We start from the raw sequence: 18697 nt of genomic DNA on the forward strand, positions 1-18697 counted from the left end.
CGAGATCGTCTTCACCCGCCACGATCCGGGGCTGGGCGAGTTCGCCCTGCGTACGCTCGACGTGGCCGCCGACGCGCCGCTGCTGCACCGCTGGGTCACCCACCCGAAGGCGGCGTTCTGGATGATGCAGGACGCCGACGTGGACCGGGTCGCGACCGAGTACGGCGCGATCGCCGCCCACCCGCACCACGACGCGTACCTCGGGCTGTGGCGCGGCGAGCCGGCGTTCCTCGCCGAACGGTACGACCCGGCCCGGGTGGAGCTGGTCGGCCTCCATGACGCGCAGCCCGGTGACGTGGGCATGCACTTCCTCTGCGCGCCCACCGACACCCCCGCGCACGGCTTCACCACCGCCGTGATCACCACCGTGATGGCCTGGCTCTTCACCGGCCCCGCCACCCGTCGGGTCGTGGTCGAGCCGGACGTGCGCAACACCGCCGTGCACGCGCTCAACGCGGCGGTCGGGTTCGAGGTGGTCGGCCCGATCGCCAAGCCGGAGAAGACGGCGCTGTTGAGCATCTGCACCCGGGAGCGGTTCGTCGCCGCGACCCGTAGCGAAGGAGCATCATCGTGACCACGCCCGCCTCGTCCGCACCGGTCGCGCACCTGCGTCCGCAGACCTGGGAGCGGGTCAACCGGCTGCTGGTGCGCAAGGCCCTCGCGGAGTTCACCCACGAGCGGCTGCTGACCCCCGAGCCGGTCGACCCGACCGCCGGGCCCGCCGACGCGCACGGCCGCCGGTGGTACGCGGTGACCGGCGACTCCGGTGCGGTGCGGTACCGCTTCGCGGCGCGGGTGCTGGCGTTGGAGCACTGGGACATCGACCCGGAGAGCATCACCCGGCACCGGGGCGACGAGTCGCTGCCGTTGGACGCCGTCGACCTCTGCCTGGAACTGCGTGACGCGCTGGGGCTCGCCGACCGGATCCTGCCCGTCTATCTGGAGGAGATCACCTCCACGCTGGCCGGTGCCGCGTACAAGCTGGACCGCGCGCTGCCGAGCGCCGCCGAGCTGGTCGAAGCCGACTTCCAGGTGATCGAGACGTCGATGACCGAGGGCCACCCGTGCTTCGTGGCCAACAACGGCCGGCTCGGCTTCGGCGTCGACGAGTACCACCGGTACGCCCCGGAGGCGGCCCGGCCGGTCCGGCTCGTCTGGGTGGCCGCGCACCGCGACCACGCCACCTTCACCAGCGCCGCCGACCTGGAGTACGCGAGCTTCCTGCGGGCGGAGCTGGGCGAGGCGACCCTGGCCCGGTTCGCCGACACGATGCGTGAACTCGGTCTGGACCTGGACGACTACCTGCTCATGCCGGTGCACCCGTGGCAGTGGTGGAACAAGATGTCGGTGACCTTCGCCGGTGAGGTGGCCCGCCGCCGCCTGGTGCACCTCGGCGAGGGGCCGGACGAGTACCTCGCCCAGCAGTCCATCCGGACCTTCTTCAACGTCAGCGCGCCGCAGCAGCACTACGTGAAGACCGCGCTGTCGGTGCTGAACATGGGCTTCATGCGGGGACTGTCGGCCGCGTACATGGAGGCCACCCCGGCGATCAACGACTGGCTCGCGGAGCTGGTCGCCGGGGACGCGGTGTTCGGCGCCACCGGCCTGACCATCCTGCGGGAGCGGGCCGCCGTCGGCTACCGGCACCGGCAGTACGAGGCGGCCACCGACCGCTACTCGCCGTACCGCAAGATGCTGGCCGCACTCTGGCGGGAGAGCCCGGTGCCCGGCCTCGCCCCCGGCGAACGGCTGGCCACCATGGCGTCGCTGCTGCACGTGGACGCCGACGGCCGCTCGTTCGCCGCCGAACTCGTCGCCGCCTCGAAGCTGGCGCCGACCGAGTGGCTGCGCCGCTACCTGAACGCCTACCTGACCCCGCTGCTGCACGCCTTCTACGCCTACGACCTGGCCTTCATGCCGCACGGCGAGAACGTCATCATGGTGCTGCGCGACGGCGCGGTCGAACGGGTAATCTTCAAGGACATCGCCGAGGAGATCGTGGTGATGAGCGCCGACGCGGAGCTGCCGGCGACCGTGGAGCGCATCCGGGCCGACATCCCGGAGGACATGAAGCTGCTCTCCATCTTCACCGACGTCTTCGACTGCTTCTTCCGCTTCCTCAGCGCCACGCTCGTCGCGCAGGGCGTGGTGGACGAGGAGACGTTCTGGCGGGCGGTCGCCGACTGCGCCACCGCGTACGCCGACCAGGTCCCGCACCTGGCCGACCGGCTGGCCCGCTACGACCTGTTCGCCCCGGAGTTCGCGCTGTCCTGCCTCAACCGGCTGCAACTGCGCGACAACCAGCAGATGGTCGACCTCTCCGACCCGTCGGCCGCCCTGCAACTCGTCGGCGCCCTGACCAACCCCCTGGCCCGCTTCGCGCCCGTCGCGCGATGAGTCCGGTGACCCCGCCCTGCCGGTCAGCGGCGGGGCGGGGTCAGTCGTCGGACAGGTCGGCGAGGTCGCGCGTCAACAGCTCGGCCAGGAGCGTGTGTCGCCCCGGGTCGTTGTCGGGCGTGATGCCCCGGCTCGGCATCTCCACGGTCATCAGCAGGTGCAGGTGCATCCGGTACAACGCCAACCGGCGGCGTGCCCCGTCGTCGAAGACCAGTTGCGTGCCGGTGGCCTCGGCGTACCCGCGCAGGAACGGATGGGTCGGCTCGTCCTCGGCCCGCCGGAACAGCAGCGGCGAGACCAGGTCCAGCAGCGGGTCGCCGTAGAGGAACCGTTCGCCGTCGACCAGCCCGCACATCCGGTACGCGCCGGTGCTGTCCGGCGCGGCCAGCACGTTGCCGTCCCAGCAGTCGAAGTGCAGCAGCGCCGGGCGGCGTACCTCGTCGAGCAGGTCACCGTGCCGGGCGACCAGCGCACGGAACCGTTCCGGCGGGGCGGGCAGCGCGATGTCCCAGTCGGCGGCGTCGGCGAGCAGGTCCTCGATGATCGCCGTGAACGCCGCCCGCCAGGTCGTCCCGCCGCTGCGGCCCGCGTCGTAGCCGAACCGGTCGCCGGTGATCCGGTGCACGGCCGCCGTCGCCGCGCCCAGGTCGGCGCGGGCCGGTGCGTCGTCGACGTCCAGGTCGGGCAGGGCGCGTCCGGGCAGCAAACTGGTGACCAGCCACTCGCCGAGGCGCGGGTGCACCCCGTGGTGCAGCACGGTCGGTACCGGCACCGTCGGCGCGCCGGTGGCGACCAGCCGGAAGTAGCGGGCCTCGGCGGCGAGCAGTCCGGTCTCGTACCGCAGCAGCCGGGCGGTGGGCGGCGGGCCCACTTTGAGCACGACCTCGCGGTCGTCGTCGAGATGGGCCCGCCACACGGTGGCGAAGCCGCCGCCGGTCAGCGGCGCACAGTCGCGGACCTTCCGGTCGGGGCCGAACGAAGCCCGGACGTAGTAGGCCACGTCGTCGGCGGTGAGGACCTGCTGGGTGGGGCTGAGCGGCGGCACCGGACCAGGGTATGCGTCCGGTGCCGCCCACCGGTCAGCCGCCGGTCACCACTCCGGTCAGCACCACGTCCACGATCGGCCCGTCCTCGGGCTCGGCGAAGGTCAGCTCGATCCACTCGTCCGGCTCGGTCACCGAGTCGGCGATCGTCGGCACGATGACCTGACCGACGCCGGTCTCGGCCGGAATCACCAGGTACGGCGTCAGCCAGGTCTGCGACAGCGACCGTTCCGGCTGCACCGGCTCGAACGCGTTGTCGGTGAACCAGTCCGGGTCGACGTCCAGGGTGGACAACTCCGGTCCGGCACTGGGAGCCTGCGGCCAGGTCGACAGGAACAACCCCTGCTCGGTCGGCTCCGAGGCCGAGAGACGCCAGCTCAACAGCTCGCCCTCGGCGACGCGTGCCTCACGGGACTCGACGGTGAGTACCGGCACCGGGTCGTCGTTGCGGACGTCGAGTCCACCGACGTGGTCGCCGACCACCACGCCCCGGTCCGTCTTGACGGACAAGGTGTACTGCTCGGTGTAGTTCCACAGCGTGTCACCGAGCACCTCGACCGGCACCGGGATGCTGCGCTGGCCCGGCCGCACGGTGGCCGTCCAGGCGCGCGTTTCGAGGGTCACCGGGTCGAGCAGGTACAGCCGTACCGCGCCGCTGCCGCGTCCGGTCAACGACACCGGGATCTCGTGCGTCCGGGTGCCGGAGTCGCCCTCGGACACCTGGAGGGTGCCGACGTCGAGGCGGGGCAGGCGGGCCGGGCGTGGGTCGGGCGTGCCCGGCGCCCATCCCCACGCGTCGAGCAGCCAGGCTTGGCCGGTCGTGCTGCGCGGGGTGATCTCGATCGCGGCGAGGCGGGTGGGGGCGCCCTTCAGCGGCACCCGCACCTCCTGTGCCCAGTGCGAGGTCGTGTACCCGGTGCCGGGCAGGCCGTCGACCCGGACCTCGCCGAGCCGGGTGCGCCGTCCGTCGGTGCCGACGACGGAGACGTCCCACCGGTTGTCGGTGGTGTTCGGCGGGACGATGACGCGCAGCGCCAGGTCCCGGGCACCGGCGACGGAGACCGGCCGGGGTGGCGTCAGCCGGATCGGGGTGCCGGCGCGGGACCAGGTCAGCTCGGCCGCGTACCGGCCGTCCTCGGGAATGGTCCAGCGGAACGGCGCGAAGTGCGCGAACCGGGCGTTGCGGTCGTCCAGATCGAGGCAGGACCGCTCCGCGTCGTCGGTGACCTGGTCGCAGAGGCGGGCCCCGCCGGAGAGGGTGGTCGACGGGTCCGGCGTCAGGACCGGCGTGCGGTTGCCGCCGAGCGCGTGACTGAGCACCCGGGCCGGGTCGGCCGAGGGGGCGCGTCGGCCGCTGCCGTCGAGCAGTGGCCGGACCCGGTCGTCGCCGTCGACGAAGAGCCGTGCGGCGGCGGCCACGTAGGTCGCGCCGACGGTCTGCTGCTGCGCGGCGGTGAGCCGGGTCGGGGTGCCGGGATCACAGACGGGGTCCGGTCCGCCGTCGTCGGTGAAGAAGTCGTCCCACGACGGGGCCACCGCCTGTCCGGGCGTCCATTCCGTGTTGAAGTAGTTGTGATTGGCGCCGATGACGTAGAGCGCACTGTGCAGGGCGCGGCCGGAGCTGACGCCGCGTGTGCCGTCGACGAACATCTGGCCCTCAAGGTCGAGGACGTCACCGTCGCAGCCGGGCAGGATCGTCGCCGACGGGACGTCCGGCACCGGGTTGTGCCCGGCCATGGTCGGACCGATCAGCAGCAGACCGCGTACGGTCCAGCGGACCCGGCCCGAGTAGCCGTCGACGGCGGCCGGCGGCGGGGTGAGCGAGTCCATCGCGGCGCGGTTGACGCCCTCGCCGCCCCGGGAGTGACCCACCAGGAGCACCCGGGACAGGTCGGCGCGGGGTGCCGCGCGCACGATGTCCGGCGCCGTGGCGCGGCCGGCACCGGCCCAGTCGGCCCACTTGGCCAGGTGCAGCCGGATCAGGGAGGAGCGGGCCTGGGCACCGCCGTCCTCGAGGGCCCAGTCCTGGCCGTTGATCCCGTTGGCCGAGATGGAGACGGTCAGGTAGCCCTGCGAGGCGAGCAGCCGCTGCGCCTGGAGGTAGCCCCGGTGGCTCGGGATCGGTTCGGTGCCGTCCGGGCACGGCCACTGGAGGAACAGATCGTCGGCACCGCTCTGGTAGCAGGTCGTGTGGCGGCCGTGCAGGAACACCGCGAGCGGTCGGGCACCGGAGGCCCGCTGCGGCGCGACCACCACCGCGCGCATCTCGACCTTCTCCGGGAAGTCCGGCAGCGTGACGGCGGGCAGGTCGTACTCGCCGGTGACCTGACCGTGGGGTCCGGGGACGCCGGGATCGACGGCGGCGGCGGGCGGAAGCGCCGGCACGGCGGCGACCGGACCCGACCGGCGGGCGGCCGGCGGAGCCGCTCCGTCGAGCCGCCTACCGCCGGCCCGCACGCTGAGCTGGTCGGGTTCGACCGGCCCGGTCAGCGGCAGGCTGAACGTGCGTCCGTCCGGGTGCGGGCGGGCGGAGCCGAGCCGCCGGTCACCGGACCAGAACTCGACCGCAGCACCACCGACCGGCACCCGGGTGCTCGAACGCCAGGTCAGCTCGCCGCCGGCCATCGACCAGCCGGTGGCGGCCGGCCGGGGCGCGGGGCTGCCCGGAGGAGCCGCCACCGCCGGCCCGGTGGCACCGGCCACCATCGCCACGGCGAGCGCGGCGGAGATCAGGAGTCTACGCATGTCATTACGTCTATCTCAGCCGCGCAACCCGATCGCGGCGGCCCGGCGGTCAGTCCGGTGGCGGGGCGGAACTGTCCCGGCGGACCAGCTCGGCGGCGAGCGACTCCACCCGGGGGCGGTCCGCGCCCGGGTCCAGGGCCAGTGCCATCGCCCGCGCGCCCATCTCCACCAGCGGCAGCCGGATCGTGGTCAGCGTCGGGGTGACGTCCCGGGCCATCGGCATGTCGTCGAAGCCGACGACGGTGACCCGGTCGGGCACCGCCAGCCCGCGCGAGCGCAGCAGCGCCAGCGCGCCGATCGCCATCGAGTCGTTGAGCGCCGCGATCGCGGTCAGCTCCGGTTCCGCGTCGAGCAGGGCGGCGGTGGCGGCGGCACCGCCGTCGCGGTCGAACTCGGCGTACCGGATGCGGTGTTCCGGGAGGTCCCGCCCGTGCGCGGTGAGCCCCTCGCGGAGCCCGGTCAACCGGTCGGTGGTGGTGGTCAACACCTGGGGACCGGCCACCACGCCGATCCGTTCGTGGCCCAGCTGGCACAGCTCCTGCCCGAGTAGCCGGGCGCCGCTGCGGTTGTCGGGCATCACCGCGTCGCCGGAGTGTTCGTGCCGGCCGATCACCGCGACCCGCCCGCCGGTCGCCTCGTACGCGGCCAGCTTGCCGTTGAGCAGGCGGGTGAACTCCGCGTCGTGGTAGCCGGAGCCGGCCAGGATGATGGCGGCCACCTGGTGCCCGCGCAGCAGCTCGACGTACTCCAGCTCGCGCTCCGGGTCGCGGTAGCTGTTGCAGATCATCAGCAGCCGACCCTGGTCGGTGGCGACCCGTTGCAGGCCCCGGGTGATCTCGGAGAAGTACGGGTCGGAGACGTCGTGCACGATCACGCCGACGGCGCCCCGGTGTGAGCGGGCGAGTAGTTGGGCGTGGGCGTTCGGCACGTACTGCAACTCGGCGACGGCCTGGAGCACCCGCTCCCGCAACTCGTCGGTGACCGGCTTGCTGCTGCCGTTGATCACCCGAGAGGCGGTGGCGGGGGAGACGCCGGCCCGCCGGGCCACATCGGACAGAGTCGCCACGTACCGCCCCCTTGAGCTCACACCGCGCGCCTGGCGGCCAGCGTCACCGTACCGCAGTCGGGGTCTCCCGCTCGGGGGTCGGTTCCGGCAGCTCACGCCGCTGGTCGCGGCCCTGCTCAGGGTGCTGCGCCCGGTGCCGTGGCGGTGTCCGGCAGCGGTCGCCGGGTGGTGGGAGCCGGAAATATCGCTGCCGGGAGGGCGCTTGCCTCGGCGCGGCGGCCCGGCCTAGGCTACGCGGGAAAGCGCTTACCTGTGCGTGTGCGACGGAAGGACCCCCATGACCCGCAGGTCGATCGGCATCATCGTGAACGGCGTCACCGGCCGGATGGGATACCGGCAGCATCTGGTGCGCTCCCTGCTGGCCATCCGCGACGCCGGCGGCGTGCGGCTGCCCGACGGCACCACCCTCTGGCCGCACCTCGTGCTGGTCGGTCGCAGCGAGACCAAGCTGCGGGAGATCGCCGACCGGCACGGCCTGACCGACTGGACCACCGACCTGACCTCGGCGCTGGCCCGCGACGACGTCGAGATCTACTTCGACGCGCAGGTCACCCAACAGCGGGAGAAGGCGATCCGGCAGGCCATCGAAGCCGGCAAGCACATCTACACCGAGAAGCCCCTGGCCGAGGACACCGCCGCCGCCCTGGACCTGGCCCGGGCCGCCAACGCCGCCGGCATCCGCACCGGCGTGGTGCAGGACAAACTCTTTCTCCCCGGGCTGCGCAAGCTCAAGCGGCTCCTCGACGGCGGCTTCTTCGGCCAGGTGCTGTCGGTGCGCGGCGACTTCGGCTACTGGGTCTTCGAGGGCGACTGGCAACCCGCCCAGCGTCCCTCGTGGAACTACCGGGCCGAGGACGGCGGCGGCATCGTGGTCGACATGTTCCCGCACTGGCACTACGTGCTGGCGGAACTGTTCGGCGAGGTCCGCAGCGTCTCGGCCACCGTCGCCACGCACATCCCGCAGCGCGTCGACGAGCGGGGCCGCCCGTACACCGCCACCGCCGACGACGCCGCGTACGGCGTGTTCGAGCTGGCCGGCGGCGTGATCGCCCAGCTCAACTCCTCCTGGTGCGTCCGGGTACACCGCGACGAACTGGTCGAGTTCCAGGTCGACGGCACGCACGGCAGCGCCGTGGCCGGACTGCGTCGCTGCCGGGTGCAGCACCGCGCGGTCACCCCGAAGCCGGTGTGGAACCCGGACCTGCCGGCCACCGAGGACTTCCGGTCGCAGTGGACCGAGGTGCCGGACAACGAGGAGTTCGACAACGGCTTCAAGGTGCAGTGGGAGGCGTTCCTGCGGCACGTCGCGGTCGACGAGCCGTTCCCGTGGGACTTCCTGGCCGGTGCGCGCGGCGTGCAACTGGCCGAGCTGGGCCTGGTGTCGGCCCGCGAGGGGCGTCGCGTCGAGATCCCGGAGCTGTCGCTGTGAGCGCCGCCGAGGTGAACCTGCCTGGTGGCCGGCGACTGCGGCTGGCCGGCGGGGCCGGACACCCCCGCCCCGACGGCCCGCCGCGCAGCCGGATCGCGTACGCCGCCGCGCACGTGGTGGCCGACCCGCAGGCCGACAACACCCCGGGTACGCCGGCTGTCGTCGACTGGGAGAGCACCCTCGCCTTCCGGCACCACCTCTGGTCGTACGGCCTGGGTGTGGCCGAGGCGATGGACACCGCGCAGCGCGGCATGGGCCTGGACTACCCGGCCACCCGGGAACTGATCCGGCGCAGCGCGGCCGAGGCCCGGGCGGCCGGCGGCCGGATCGTCGCCGGTGCCGCCACCGACCAGTTGCCGGCCGGCCCGGTCACCCTCGCCGAGGTCACCGCCGCCTACCGCGAGCAGCTCGACGACGTGCAGGCCGCCGGGGCGGTGCCGGTGCTGATGTGCAGCCGCCACCTGGCCGCCGCCGCCCGGGGCCCCGAGGACTACCTGCGGGTGTACGACGACCTGCTGACCGCCGCCGACCGGCCGGTGGTGCTGCACTGGCTCGGCCCGATGTTCGACCCGGCGTTGACCGGCTACTGGGGCTCGACCGACCTGGACCTGGCCGCCGACACCGTGGTGGAGCTGCTCAAGACGCACGCCGCCCGGGTGGACGGGATCAAGGTGTCGCTGCTCGACGCCGGACGCGAGGTGGCGTTGCGCCGCCGACTGCCGGCCGGCGTACGCCTCTATACCGGCGACGACTTCCACTACCCGGAGCTGATCCGGGGCGACGCGGACGGCTACTCCGACGCGCTGCTGGGGGTCTTCGCGGCCATCGCACCGGCCGCGTCGGCCGCGTTCGCCGCCCTCGACCGGGGCGACCTGACCGCGTACGACGAGATCTTCGCGCCCACCGTGCCGCTGGCCCGGCACCTGTTCGCGGCCCCGACCTGGTATTACAAGACCGGCATCGTCTTCCTCGCCTGGTTGGCCGGCCATCAGGACCACTTCACCATGGTCGGCGGCCTCCAGTCCGGCCGGTCACCGGCGCACCTGGCCACCCTGCTCACCCTGGCCGACGCCGCCGGTCTGCTGCCCGACGCCGAGCTGGCCGCCGCCCGGGCCCGGGCCTTCTTCCAGGTGGCGGGGGTGGCCCAGTGACCACCGGTCGCCCGGAGCTGGCCCGCTTCTCGTTCAACCAGGCCACCGCCACGCACTGGGCGCTGCCCGACGTGGTGTCCGGGTGCGTCGACGCCGGGGTGCCCGGCATCGGGCTGTGGCGGGAGCCGGTCGCCGAGTACGGCCTGGACCGCGCCGCCAAGCTGGTCCGCGACGCCGGGTTGGCGGTCACCACGCTGTGCCGGGGCGGGTTCTTCACCGCCGACGACTGGTGGGACGAGAACCGGCGCGCCGTCGACGAGGCCGCCACCCTCGGTGCGCCGGTGCTGGTGCTGGTCTCCGGCGGCCTGCCCCCGGGCAGCAAGGACATCGACGGGGCGCGGGCCCGGGTGGCCGACGCCATCGCCGAGCTGGCCCCGTACGCCGACACCGCCGGGGTGACGCTCGCCATCGAGCCGCTGCACCCGATGTTCAGCGCCGACCGCTGCGTCATCTCCACCCTCGGCCAGGCCCTCGACATCGCCGAACGGTTCGACCCGAGCGTGGTCGGCGTGGTGGTCGACGCGTACCACGTGTGGTGGGACGACACCGTCCACGACCAGATCGCCCGCGCGGGGGAGTGGATCGCCTCGTTCCAGGTCTGCGACTGGATCACCCCGCTGCCCGAGGGCGTGCTGCTGGGGCGGGCACTGCCCGGCGACGGCTGCATCGAGCTGCGCCGGCTGCGCGAGGCGGTCGACGCGGCCGGCTACACCGGCCCGATCGAGGTGGAGGTCTTCAACGCGCAGGTGTGGGCACGGCCCGGCGCGGACGTCCTGGCCGCCGCGATCGACGGCTACCTGCGGGAAGTGGTCTGACGACCCGGACCGCCGCCGGAAATGCCGGTCACAGTGTTCCGGGGCCTTCGTGCCGATCGGGTAGCCAGCCGAGGAAACGCCGGTAGAGCACGCCGGGCGGTACGTCGGGAAGGTCTGCCGAGGCGTCCGCGAGTTGTGCACCGAGGTAGATGCTGAGGGTCATCCGCTCGCGGTCGTACCGTTGCAGCAGTCGGCGTCGTCGGTCCGGGCACGGCCAGTCCTGCCCGCAGCCGAGGCATTCCCAGCCCGGTCGGGCGGCGATGTGTGCGACCGGGCCCGGAGGCGTGGGCTGGACGGCATCGAGGCGGGCCAGGATCCGGCGCTGCCGAGGACCGGACGGGTCGCCGAGGTCGACGCCGCGAAGGTGGATCCACAGTCCGTCGCTGTGTCGCTCCCGCCGCCCGACCTCCAGGATCCGGAAGGTCAGACAGCCCAGGCCATAGCAGTAGTGCTGCTCGGCCACCTGCACCACGTCGCCTGTCCGGAACGGAACTCCACCGCTCACACCCATCGTCCACTCCTGTCCGGCAAGGGTGGGTGGGGCCGCCGGTCGCAGGGGCACGGCTGCGACCGGCGGCGGCTCGCCCGCCCAACACGGTCTGCCTCGGTAGCGACGACCTTACTGCCTTTTCAATAAGGCGACAAGGATTGATTGCCGGTGTGATCGACACGTTCTAGCCTTGGCGCGTGGTCGATTGCGGTAGGAGTGGGAGATGAGTGAAGCGGGCTGGCTGAGTGTCTCGATGCCGTATCTCCGACCACGCTCCGATCAGCCCGGCGATGCCTGGGCGGCCGACGCGGCGCAGCAGGGTGGCGTCGGCACGCAACGCCTGCTGCACGTCGGAGAGGTGGTGCCGGCTGCGGAGATCGCGGCGGCGCTCGGCGTGGAGGAAGGCACTCCGGCGATCGTCCGTCGTCGGCTCATGCTGCTTGATGATCAGCCCGTGGAGCTGACTGACTCCTACTATCCGGTGACCATCGCCCGCGACACCGCGCTCGCTGAACCACGCAAGATCCGGGGAGGCGCGATCCGCCTCCTCGCCGAGTTGGGCTATGTTCCCAAGCAAGCCACGGAAGACGTCTACACGCGGGAGCCCGAGGCTTCCGAACGGCAGGTACTCGACCTTACCGACGGAGAGTGGGTCCTCGGCCTGACGCGTGTGCTGAGCACTCACGAGGGTGTACCGATCGAGGTGAGCGTCATGGCGATGACGCCAGCGGGCCGACGCCTGCGATATCAGATGTCACTCGACTAGCGGATTGGGATGCGGCATATGAACGGCGGACGCGACGGGCGACCTCGCCACGAGCAGATCGCGGCCGACCTCCGCGCCCGCATCATGTCGGGTGATCTGCCTGCGGGCTCTCGCCTGCCGTCCATCCCGACGCTGGTCCAGCAGTTCGATGCCGCCACCGCGACGGTGCAACGTGCCCTTGCCGCGCTCAAGGCGGAAGGACTCCTGCACAGCGAGGTGGGCAAGGGAGTCTACGTCCGGCATCGGCAAGCACTCCCGATCGAGGCGATGGCCTACGTCGCGCCGTCGACCGGCGACTACAGCTATCACCTTCTCCGGGTCGCGGAGGTCGTGCCACCCGCCGACGTGGCGCGGGAACTGGAACTCGTCGCCGATGAACGCGCTGTGCTCCGGCACCGCATCCTGCGTCACCGCGGCGAGCCGGTCGAGCTGTCGTGGTCGTACTACCCGTCCTCGATCGCGGTGGGAACCGAACTGGCCGAGCGTCGAAAGATCGCCGGTGGAGCGCCGAGGGTGCTGGCGGAGATCGGCCATGCCCAGCAGCGTCTGAGCGACCGCGTCTCGGCCCGGATGCCCACCACCGAAGAGATCGAGACGCTGAACCTACCCGGTTACGTTCCGGTGCTTCGGCAGCTACGGGTGATCCGGTCGGCTGCGGGGCGTCCCGTGGAGGTGTCGGTTCTGGTGAAGGGCAGTCACCTGCACGAACTGCGGTACGAGCAGACCACTGTCGACAGCACGTCGTAGCGGGGCGCTGCGCCGAGCGCTAGCCCGTCGTGGTGCGGTTGGCGAGGGCGTCGACCAGGCGGCGGGTGGAACCGGCCAGGTTCCACCGCTCGGCCAGCTCGACCAGGCGCTCCGGGTCGGCCGGCGCGGCCGGCAGCTCGGTGGGCAGCGACGGCAGCGGCACGTCCAGGGCGACCCGGACCACCTTCGGCGCCACCGCCAGGTAGTCGCGGGCGGCGTCGAGCTTGGTGCGCAGGCCAGGCGCGAAACCGGAGGCCGGATCGTCCAGCGCGGCCAGGATGCCGGCGATGTCGCCGTACCGCTCGATCAGTCGGGCGGCGGTCTTCTCGCCGACGCCGGCCACGCCCGGCAGCCCGTCGCTGGGGTCGCCGCGCAGCGCGGCGAAGTCGGCGTAGCGGTCGGCGGCCACCCCGTAGCGGGACCGGACCGCCGTGTCGTCGCAGTCGTCCAGCTTGGCCACGCCCCGGCCGATGTAGAGCAGCCGCACCTCACGGGCGTCGTCGACGAGCTGGAACAGGTCGCGGTCGCCGGAGACCACCTCGACCGGGCCGGGTTGGGTGACCGAGAGGGTGCCCAGCACGTCGTCGGCCTCGTATCCGGTCGCGCCGACCACGGTGATGCCGAGCGCGTCGAGCACGTCCAGGATCATCGGCACCTGCGGGCTGAGGGTGTCCGGCACCACCTCGCCGCCCTCGGGGGCCACCCGGTGCGCCTTGTACGACGGCAGCAGCGCGACCCGCCAGTCCGGCCGCCAGTCGTGGTCCATCGCGCACACCATCCGCCCCGGCCGTCGGGTGCGGACCAGTTGGGCGAGCATGTCGAGGAAACCGCGCACAGCGTTGACCGGCTGTCCGTCGGCGGTCCGCGCGGCGGACTCGGGTATGCCGAAGTAGGCCCGGAAGTAGAGACTGGGCGAGTCCACGAGCATGATCGGGGTCTGCTGTGCCACGCCCGACAGCCTGGCACATCCCACCGACGTTCGCGGCGGACGGCACGTCGACGGCGCAATCCCGGAGGACGCGATGACCACGAGGACCCGACTCGCGCTGACCACGGTCAACCTGGACACGCCCGACCCGGCGGCGCTGTCCCGCTTCTACGCGCGACTGCTCGGTTGGACGGTGGAGGTCGAGGAGACCGACGACGTCATCCTGCGCGGGCCCGAGGGCGGGGTGGGCCTGTCCTTCCAGCGCGAGCGGGCGTACGTGCGGCCAACCTGGCCGGCCGAGGCGGACCGGCAGCAGATGATGATGCACCTGGAGATCGGGGTCGAGGACCTGGCCGCCGCCCTGGAGCACGCGCTGGCCTGCGGTGCCACGCTGGCCGAGTTCCAGCCGCAGGACGACGTGCGGGTCTGCCTGGACCCGGACGGCCACCCGTTCTGCCTCTGGCTGATGGACTGACCCGGTCGGAGGTCGACACGACCCGCACCGTCCGTGCCCGTCACCCGAACGAACGTTAAGCTGGGCGGGTGGGAGCCAGAAGCTGCCACGGCGTACGACAGCTCACCACCATCCCACGGAGCCCACCGCGCTATGACCGTCGACCGGATCCTGCCCACCGACGAGGCCCACGACCTGCTGGAGCTGGCCACCGAACTCGCCGACCGCGAGCTGGCCCCGAAGGCCGTCGAGTTCGAGCAGCGTGCCGAGTTCCCCCGCGAGCTGCTGCGCACCCTGGGCCGGGCCGGTCTGCTCGGTCTGCCCTACCCGGAGGAGTACGGCGGGGCCGCCCAGCCGTACGAGGTCTACCTCCAGGTGCTGGAGATCCTGGCGAGCCGCTGGTTGGCGGTCGCCGAGGCGGTCAGCGTGCACACGCTCTCCTGCCACCCGGTCGCCACGTTCGGCGACGACGCCCAGCGCAAGCTGCTGCCCGACATGATCGGCGGCGAACTGCTCGGCGCGTACTGCCTCTCCGAACCGCAGGGGGGCTCGGACGCCGCCGCGCTGACCACGAAGGCGGTCCGCGACGGCGACGCGTACGTGGTCACCGGCACCAAGGCGTGGATCACCCACGCCCAGGTGGCCGACTTCTACAACGTCTTCTGCCGCACCGGCGTACCCGGTCCCCGGGGCATCTCCTGTCTGCTGCTCGACCGGGCCACTCCCGGCATCCACCCGCAGGCCGCCGAACGCACCATGGGACTGCGGTCGTCACCGGTGGCGCAGCTCGTGTTCGACGACGCCCGGGTGCCGGCGGAGCGACTGATCGGCGGCGAGGGCGCCGGCTTCACCATCGCGATGTCCGCCCTGGACTCCGGCCGCCTCGGCATCGCCGCCTGCGCGGTGGGGCTGGCCCAGGCGGCGCTGGACTACGCGGTCGGTTACGCCCGGGAACGCCGCCAGTTCGGCCGCTCCATCATCGACTTCCAGGGCCTCGGCTTCACCCTCGCCGACCTGGCCACCCAGATCTCCGCAGCCCGGGCGTTGACGCTCGCCGCCGCCCGACTGCGCGACGCCGGTCGGCCGTACTCGATCGAGGCGGCCAAGGCGAAGCTGTTCGCCACCGACATGGCGATGCGGGTGACCACCGACGCGGTGCAGGTGCTCGGCGGCGCCGGATACGTGGCCGACCACCCGGTGGAGCGCTACATGCGGGAGGCCAAGGTGCTCCAGATCGTGGAAGGCACCAACCAGATTCAGCGCCTGGTGATCTCTCGCGCCCTGGCCAAGGACTGACCGAGCGCGACGCCCGGCGGGACAGTCGTCGCGCCGACGGGCCTTTCCCGGTAGGTTGCACGCCGTGGAGGAGATCGACCGGGCCATCGTCGCCGCGCTGACCACGGACGGCCGGCAGTCGTACACGGATCTCGCGGAGAAGGTGGGCCTGTCCGTCTCGGCGGTGCACCAGCGGGTACGCCGGCTGGAGCAGCGCGGTGTGGTCAAGGGCTACACGGCGCGGGTCTCGTTCGAGGCGCTCGACCTGCCGTTGACCGCGTTCGTGGCGATCCGGCCGTTCGACCCGTCGCAGCCGGACGACGCCCCGGTGCGGCTCGCCCACCTGCCCGAGATCGACTCGTGCTACTCGGTGGCGGGGGAGGACTTCTATCTGCTGCTGGTGCGGGTGGCCGGTCCGGTCGACCTGGAACGCGTACTCCAGGAGATCCGGACCGCGGCGAACGTCACCACCCGGACGACGGTGGTGCTCTCCACCCCGTACGAGGGGCGGCCGCCGAAGATCAGTGGCGAGCCGTCGAGTCGCCCTCGGCCGCGGGCGGCGGGGGAGGCGGCTGGTTCCACCGGAGGATGACCCGCCGGCCGTGCTCGTGACCGAGCACGCTCATGGTGGCGGTGTCCAGCCGGAGCAGCCCACCGGCCGACGGCGGCAGGCCGATCCACCGGGCGCCCAGCACGCGCAGCGAGTGCGCGTGCCCGACGATCGCGACGGAACCCCTCTCCAGCAGCGGATGCACCGTGGCGAGTAGCCGGTCCAGGCGTTCGCCCACCTCGCTCGGCGACTCCCCGCCGGGGCACCCGTCGGTCCACACGTTCCAACTGGACCGTTCGTCGTGGATCTCGGCGGTGGTCCGTCCCTCGTACTCGCCGTAGTTCCACTCGGCCAGGTCCTCGTCGGTGCTGGAAACGGTCAGCCCGGCCAGTTGCGCGGTGAGCAGCGCCCGGCGGCGCGGGCTGCTCAGCACCGCGACGAACCGCCGGCCGGCGAGCGCCGGACCGAGCGCGCGGGCCTGCCGCTCGCCGTCGGGGGTCAGTTCCAGATCCGTGTACGAGGTGTGCCGGCGACTCGCGCTCCAGGTGGTCTCGCCGTGCCGGACGAGCAGGATCTCGCTCATGTCCTCAGTCAACCAGGGTGTGCCGCATGGGTTAGGGTGGGGGCATGAATTGCCGCGCCTTCACGATGAAGCCCTGGTTCCGCCGCTGACGGCGGCAGGGTTGACCGGCTTCTTCTAGCTCCGCTCTGTGTCGCCGTCCTGGTGTTCCCGCCGGGCGGCCTGATCGCGCTGCCCGGTTCCACGACGAGCCGAAGAGCGCAGAGTGAACAATCTTGAACTGAACCCCACCCAGGACGCGACCCCCGGCCTGCCGGCCGGTGACCGGGCGCATGTCCGGGCCGAGGGCGTACGCGTGGTGCTGGGCGGACGGGTGGTGCTGTCCGACGTCAGCGTGACCGTCTCCGCTCGTTCGCGGCTGGCCGTGGTCGGCGAGAACGGCCGGGGCAAGACGACCCTGCTGCGGGTACTGACCGGGGAACTCACCCCGGACCAGGGCACGGTGGAACGAACGGGCACGATCGGCGTGGCCCGACAGGCGCTGGAGGCGCGCAGCGGCGAGACGGTCGGCACCCTGGTCGCCGCGGCGATCCGGGAGTCCCAGGAGGCGGTGCGGGCGCTGGACGAGGCGGCCGTGGCGCTGGCCGAGGGCCGCCCCGGCGCGGACACCGCGTACGCCGTCGCGCTGGACGCCGCCACCCGGCTGGACGCCTGGGACGCGGAACGGCGCGTGGACGTGGCGCTGGCCGGGCTGGACGCCTGCCCGGACCGGCAGCGCCCGCTGTCGACGCTGTCGGTCGGCCAGCGCTACCGGGTCCGTCTGGCCTGCCTGCTGGGGGCGCGGCACGACCTGCTCATGCTGGACGAGCCGACCAACCATCTCGACGCCGACAGCCTGGCCTTCCTCACCCTGCGCCTGCGTCAGCATGCGGGCGGCGTGGTGCTGGTCAGCCACGACCGGGCCCTGCTCGGTGACGTGGCCGAGGAGTTCCTCGACCTCGACCCCAGCGAGGACGGCCGCCCACGGGTCTTCGCCGGTGGGTACGCCGGCTGGCAGGAGGGCCGTCGGCGGGAACGGGAACGCTGGCTGCACGACTTCGAGGCCCAGCAGGCCGAACATCAGCGGCTGGCCGACGCGGTGAACGAGGCGCGGCAGCGGCTCAGCACCGGTTGGCGGCCGGAGAAGGGCCACGGCAAGCATCAGCGCCAGTCCCGCGCTCCCGGCGTGGTGCAGGCGTTGCGCCGCCGTCAGGAGGACCTCGACGCCCATCGGCTCACCGTGCCGGAGCCGCCGCTGCGTCTGCGCTGGCCCGAGCTGCGGACCCGGCCCGGGGTGCCGTTGCTGCGCTGCGACGACGTCACGGTGGCCGGGCGGCTGCACCAGCCGGTCACGCTCACCCTGGACGGTGGGGAGCGGCTGCTGGTGACCGGGCCGAACGGGGCCGGCAAGTCGACCCTGCTCGAGGTGCTCGCCGAGAACCTCGAACCGTCCACCGGCGCCGTCCGGCACCTGGGGCGGGCCTGCGTCGCGTACCTGGGGCAGGAGGTGCCGGCCTGGCCGTCGGGCGCGCTCGCCCGCGACCTGTACGACCAGCACGTGGGTCGGCTCCAGTCCGCAGGGCGGCTCCGCGAGGGCGACCGCCTGCCGTTGGGCGCGACGCACCTGCTGGATCGGGAGGCGCTGCGTACGCCGGTGGGCCGGATGTCGCAGGGGCAGCAGCGGCGGTTGAACCTGGCCCTGCGGCTGGCTGAGCTGCCCGACCTGCTGATCCTCGACGAGCCCACCAACCACCTCTCGGCGCTGCTGGTGGACGAGTTGACCGCCGCGCTGCGGGAGACCCCGGCGGCGGTCGTGGTCGCCACCCACGACCGCCAGATGCTCACCGACCTGGCGGACTGGCCGATCCTGTCGCTGCGAGCCGCCGAGGAGTCGCCCTGACGGACGCTCCCTGTCCGGCTGCTCGACGACCTGACCCGCCCATCCTTCGGGGAAGGGGCTTCGGGGTAGGGGCACTGTCGAGCTGATCGTACGAACGGATCAGGCGACCTGCCGCGTCGCTCGGCCTGGCGAGGGTGACCTCTCGACCGCCTTTGCTCTGCTTCAACCACCGCACTGCTTCTGGGCGCGGACCGTTGCGGTGGTTGAAGCAGAGCAGGAGGGTTTGCGCCTGGAGAACTTGTCCGTCCGCAGCCGCGTGAATGCCCAGCGCTCTCCAGCCGCACAGCCCACCAGCGCCCTTGGTCCACCAGCGCCCTTGGTCCACCAGCGCCCTTGGTCCACCAGCGCCCTTGGTCCACCAGCGCCCTTGGTCCACCAGCGC

The 18697-nt window shown here is 72.6% G+C and carries 17 protein-coding genes; 11 read left to right on the forward strand and 6 right to left on the reverse strand.

Going from position 1 to position 18697, the window contains the following annotated elements:
• The first annotated feature begins 4 nt into the window (after nucleotides 1-4).
• A complete protein-coding gene (locus ACWDVW_RS25100) occupies nucleotides 5-574 on the forward strand; it encodes a GNAT family N-acetyltransferase (protein ID WP_449953376.1) in 570 nt (189 codons plus the stop codon).
• Nucleotides 571-2397, forward strand: a complete 1827-nt coding sequence (locus ACWDVW_RS25105) for an IucA/IucC family protein (protein WP_449953314.1) — start codon at nucleotides 571-573, stop codon at nucleotides 2395-2397. The genes ACWDVW_RS25100 and ACWDVW_RS25105 overlap by 4 nt, the downstream gene beginning before the upstream one ends.
• A gap of 40 nt (nucleotides 2398-2437) precedes the next feature.
• On the opposite strand, the gene ACWDVW_RS25110 is transcribed toward ACWDVW_RS25105, so the two are convergent.
• The 3 genes from ACWDVW_RS25110 to ACWDVW_RS25120 are packed head-to-tail and all read right to left on the reverse strand — an operon-like array spanning nucleotide 2438 to nucleotide 7251.
• Nucleotides 2438-3442, reverse strand: coding sequence for a phosphotransferase (locus tag ACWDVW_RS25110; protein WP_449953316.1), 1005 nt, complete (start codon nucleotides 3440-3442; stop codon nucleotides 2438-2440).
• A gap of 34 nt (nucleotides 3443-3476) precedes the next feature.
• A complete protein-coding gene (locus ACWDVW_RS25115; RefSeq protein WP_449953319.1) occupies nucleotides 3477-6185 on the reverse strand; it encodes a hypothetical protein in 2709 nt (902 codons plus the stop codon).
• A 49-nt stretch (nucleotides 6186-6234) separates the two neighbouring features.
• Nucleotides 6235-7251, reverse strand: a complete 1017-nt coding sequence (locus ACWDVW_RS25120; RefSeq protein ID WP_449953322.1) for a LacI family DNA-binding transcriptional regulator — start codon at nucleotides 7249-7251, stop codon at nucleotides 6235-6237.
• Nucleotides 7252-7528: 277 nt separating this feature from the next.
• On the opposite strand from ACWDVW_RS25120, the gene ACWDVW_RS25125 reads away from it, so the two are divergent.
• Genes ACWDVW_RS25125 through ACWDVW_RS25135 form a run of 3 tightly spaced genes read left to right on the forward strand, consistent with a single transcriptional unit; the run spans nucleotide 7529 to nucleotide 10646 of the window.
• Nucleotides 7529-8680, forward strand: a complete 1152-nt coding sequence (locus tag ACWDVW_RS25125) for a Gfo/Idh/MocA family protein (RefSeq protein WP_449953325.1) — start codon at nucleotides 7529-7531, stop codon at nucleotides 8678-8680.
• Complete coding sequence (locus tag ACWDVW_RS25130) at nucleotides 8677-9831, forward strand: dihydrodipicolinate synthase family protein (RefSeq protein ID WP_449953327.1); 1155 nt, start codon at nucleotides 8677-8679, stop codon at nucleotides 9829-9831. Before ACWDVW_RS25125 ends, ACWDVW_RS25130 begins: the two co-directional genes overlap by 4 nt.
• Nucleotides 9828-10646 carry a sugar phosphate isomerase/epimerase family protein gene (locus tag ACWDVW_RS25135; RefSeq protein ID WP_449953330.1) on the forward strand — a complete coding sequence of 273 codons (819 nt, stop codon included), beginning with the start codon at nucleotides 9828-9830 and terminating at the stop codon, nucleotides 10644-10646. The genes ACWDVW_RS25130 and ACWDVW_RS25135 overlap by 4 nt, the downstream gene beginning before the upstream one ends.
• 28 nt (nucleotides 10647-10674) lie before the next feature.
• On the opposite strand, the gene ACWDVW_RS25140 is transcribed toward ACWDVW_RS25135, so the two are convergent.
• The gene (locus ACWDVW_RS25140) at nucleotides 10675-11157 is read right to left on the reverse strand and encodes a hypothetical protein (RefSeq protein WP_431729696.1); all 483 of its coding nucleotides are present in this window, start codon (nucleotides 11155-11157) and stop codon (nucleotides 10675-10677) included.
• Between the two features lie 202 nt (nucleotides 11158-11359).
• On the opposite strand from ACWDVW_RS25140, the gene ACWDVW_RS25145 reads away from it, so the two are divergent.
• On the forward strand, nucleotides 11360-11902 hold the full coding sequence (locus tag ACWDVW_RS25145; protein ID WP_449953333.1) for a UTRA domain-containing protein: 543 nt from the start codon (nucleotides 11360-11362) through the stop codon (nucleotides 11900-11902).
• Between the two features lie 18 nt (nucleotides 11903-11920).
• A complete protein-coding gene (locus tag ACWDVW_RS25150) occupies nucleotides 11921-12649 on the forward strand; it encodes a GntR family transcriptional regulator (RefSeq protein ID WP_449953336.1) in 729 nt (242 codons plus the stop codon).
• A 19-nt stretch (nucleotides 12650-12668) separates the two neighbouring features.
• Here the strand turns inward: ACWDVW_RS25150 and ACWDVW_RS25155 are convergent, their stop codons facing one another.
• A complete protein-coding gene (locus ACWDVW_RS25155; RefSeq protein WP_449953379.1) occupies nucleotides 12669-13577 on the reverse strand; it encodes a 5'-3' exonuclease in 909 nt (302 codons plus the stop codon).
• A gap of 94 nt (nucleotides 13578-13671) precedes the next feature.
• Between ACWDVW_RS25155 and ACWDVW_RS25160 the strand changes: the two genes are divergently transcribed.
• From ACWDVW_RS25160 to ACWDVW_RS25170, 3 genes are all read left to right on the forward strand, one after another.
• Nucleotides 13672-14052: a VOC family protein gene (locus ACWDVW_RS25160; RefSeq protein WP_449953339.1), complete on the forward strand. Its 381-nt coding sequence runs from the start codon at nucleotides 13672-13674 to the stop codon at nucleotides 14050-14052.
• A 132-nt stretch (nucleotides 14053-14184) separates the two neighbouring features.
• Complete coding sequence (locus ACWDVW_RS25165; protein ID WP_449953342.1) at nucleotides 14185-15327, forward strand: acyl-CoA dehydrogenase family protein; 1143 nt, start codon at nucleotides 14185-14187, stop codon at nucleotides 15325-15327.
• Nucleotides 15328-15391: 64 nt separating this feature from the next.
• Complete coding sequence (locus tag ACWDVW_RS25170) at nucleotides 15392-15898, forward strand: Lrp/AsnC family transcriptional regulator (RefSeq protein WP_350694246.1); 507 nt, start codon at nucleotides 15392-15394, stop codon at nucleotides 15896-15898.
• Here the strand turns inward: ACWDVW_RS25170 and ACWDVW_RS25175 are convergent.
• Nucleotides 15828-16439 carry a histidine phosphatase family protein gene (locus ACWDVW_RS25175; protein ID WP_449953346.1) on the reverse strand — a complete coding sequence of 204 codons (612 nt, stop codon included), beginning with the start codon at nucleotides 16437-16439 and terminating at the stop codon, nucleotides 15828-15830. The genes ACWDVW_RS25170 and ACWDVW_RS25175 overlap by 71 nt on opposite strands.
• Before the next feature lie 202 nt (nucleotides 16440-16641).
• Here ACWDVW_RS25175 and ACWDVW_RS25180 point away from each other — a divergent pair, with 202 nt between their 5' ends.
• Nucleotides 16642-18315 carry an ABC-F family ATP-binding cassette domain-containing protein gene (locus ACWDVW_RS25180; RefSeq protein WP_449953348.1) on the forward strand — a complete coding sequence of 558 codons (1674 nt, stop codon included), beginning with the start codon at nucleotides 16642-16644 and terminating at the stop codon, nucleotides 18313-18315.
• Nucleotides 18316-18697 lie beyond the last annotated feature (382 nt).

The sequence above is a fragment of the Micromonospora sp. NPDC003241 genome (assembly GCF_053589795.1).

Coding starts and splice junctions, on each gene's coding strand:
- ACWDVW_RS25175 (WP_449953346.1), bottom strand. CDS start 16,439: ATGAGCGAGATCCTGCTCGTCCGGCACGGCGAGACCACCTGGAGCGCG.
- ACWDVW_RS25160 (WP_449953339.1), top strand. CDS start 13,672: ATGACCACGAGGACCCGACTCGCGCTGACCACGGTCAACCTGGACACG.
- ACWDVW_RS25150 (WP_449953336.1), top strand. CDS start 11,921: ATGAACGGCGGACGCGACGGGCGACCTCGCCACGAGCAGATCGCGGCC.
- ACWDVW_RS25155 (WP_449953379.1), bottom strand. CDS start 13,577: ATGCTCGTGGACTCGCCCAGTCTCTACTTCCGGGCCTACTTCGGCATA.
- ACWDVW_RS25145 (WP_449953333.1), top strand. CDS start 11,360: ATGAGTGAAGCGGGCTGGCTGAGTGTCTCGATGCCGTATCTCCGACCA.
- ACWDVW_RS25140 (WP_431729696.1), bottom strand. CDS start 11,157: ATGGGTGTGAGCGGTGGAGTTCCGTTCCGGACAGGCGACGTGGTGCAG.
- ACWDVW_RS25125 (WP_449953325.1), top strand. CDS start 7,529: ATGACCCGCAGGTCGATCGGCATCATCGTGAACGGCGTCACCGGCCGG.
- ACWDVW_RS25115 (WP_449953319.1), bottom strand. CDS start 6,185: ATGCGTAGACTCCTGATCTCCGCCGCGCTCGCCGTGGCGATGGTGGCC.
- ACWDVW_RS25165 (WP_449953342.1), top strand. CDS start 14,185: ATGACCGTCGACCGGATCCTGCCCACCGACGAGGCCCACGACCTGCTG.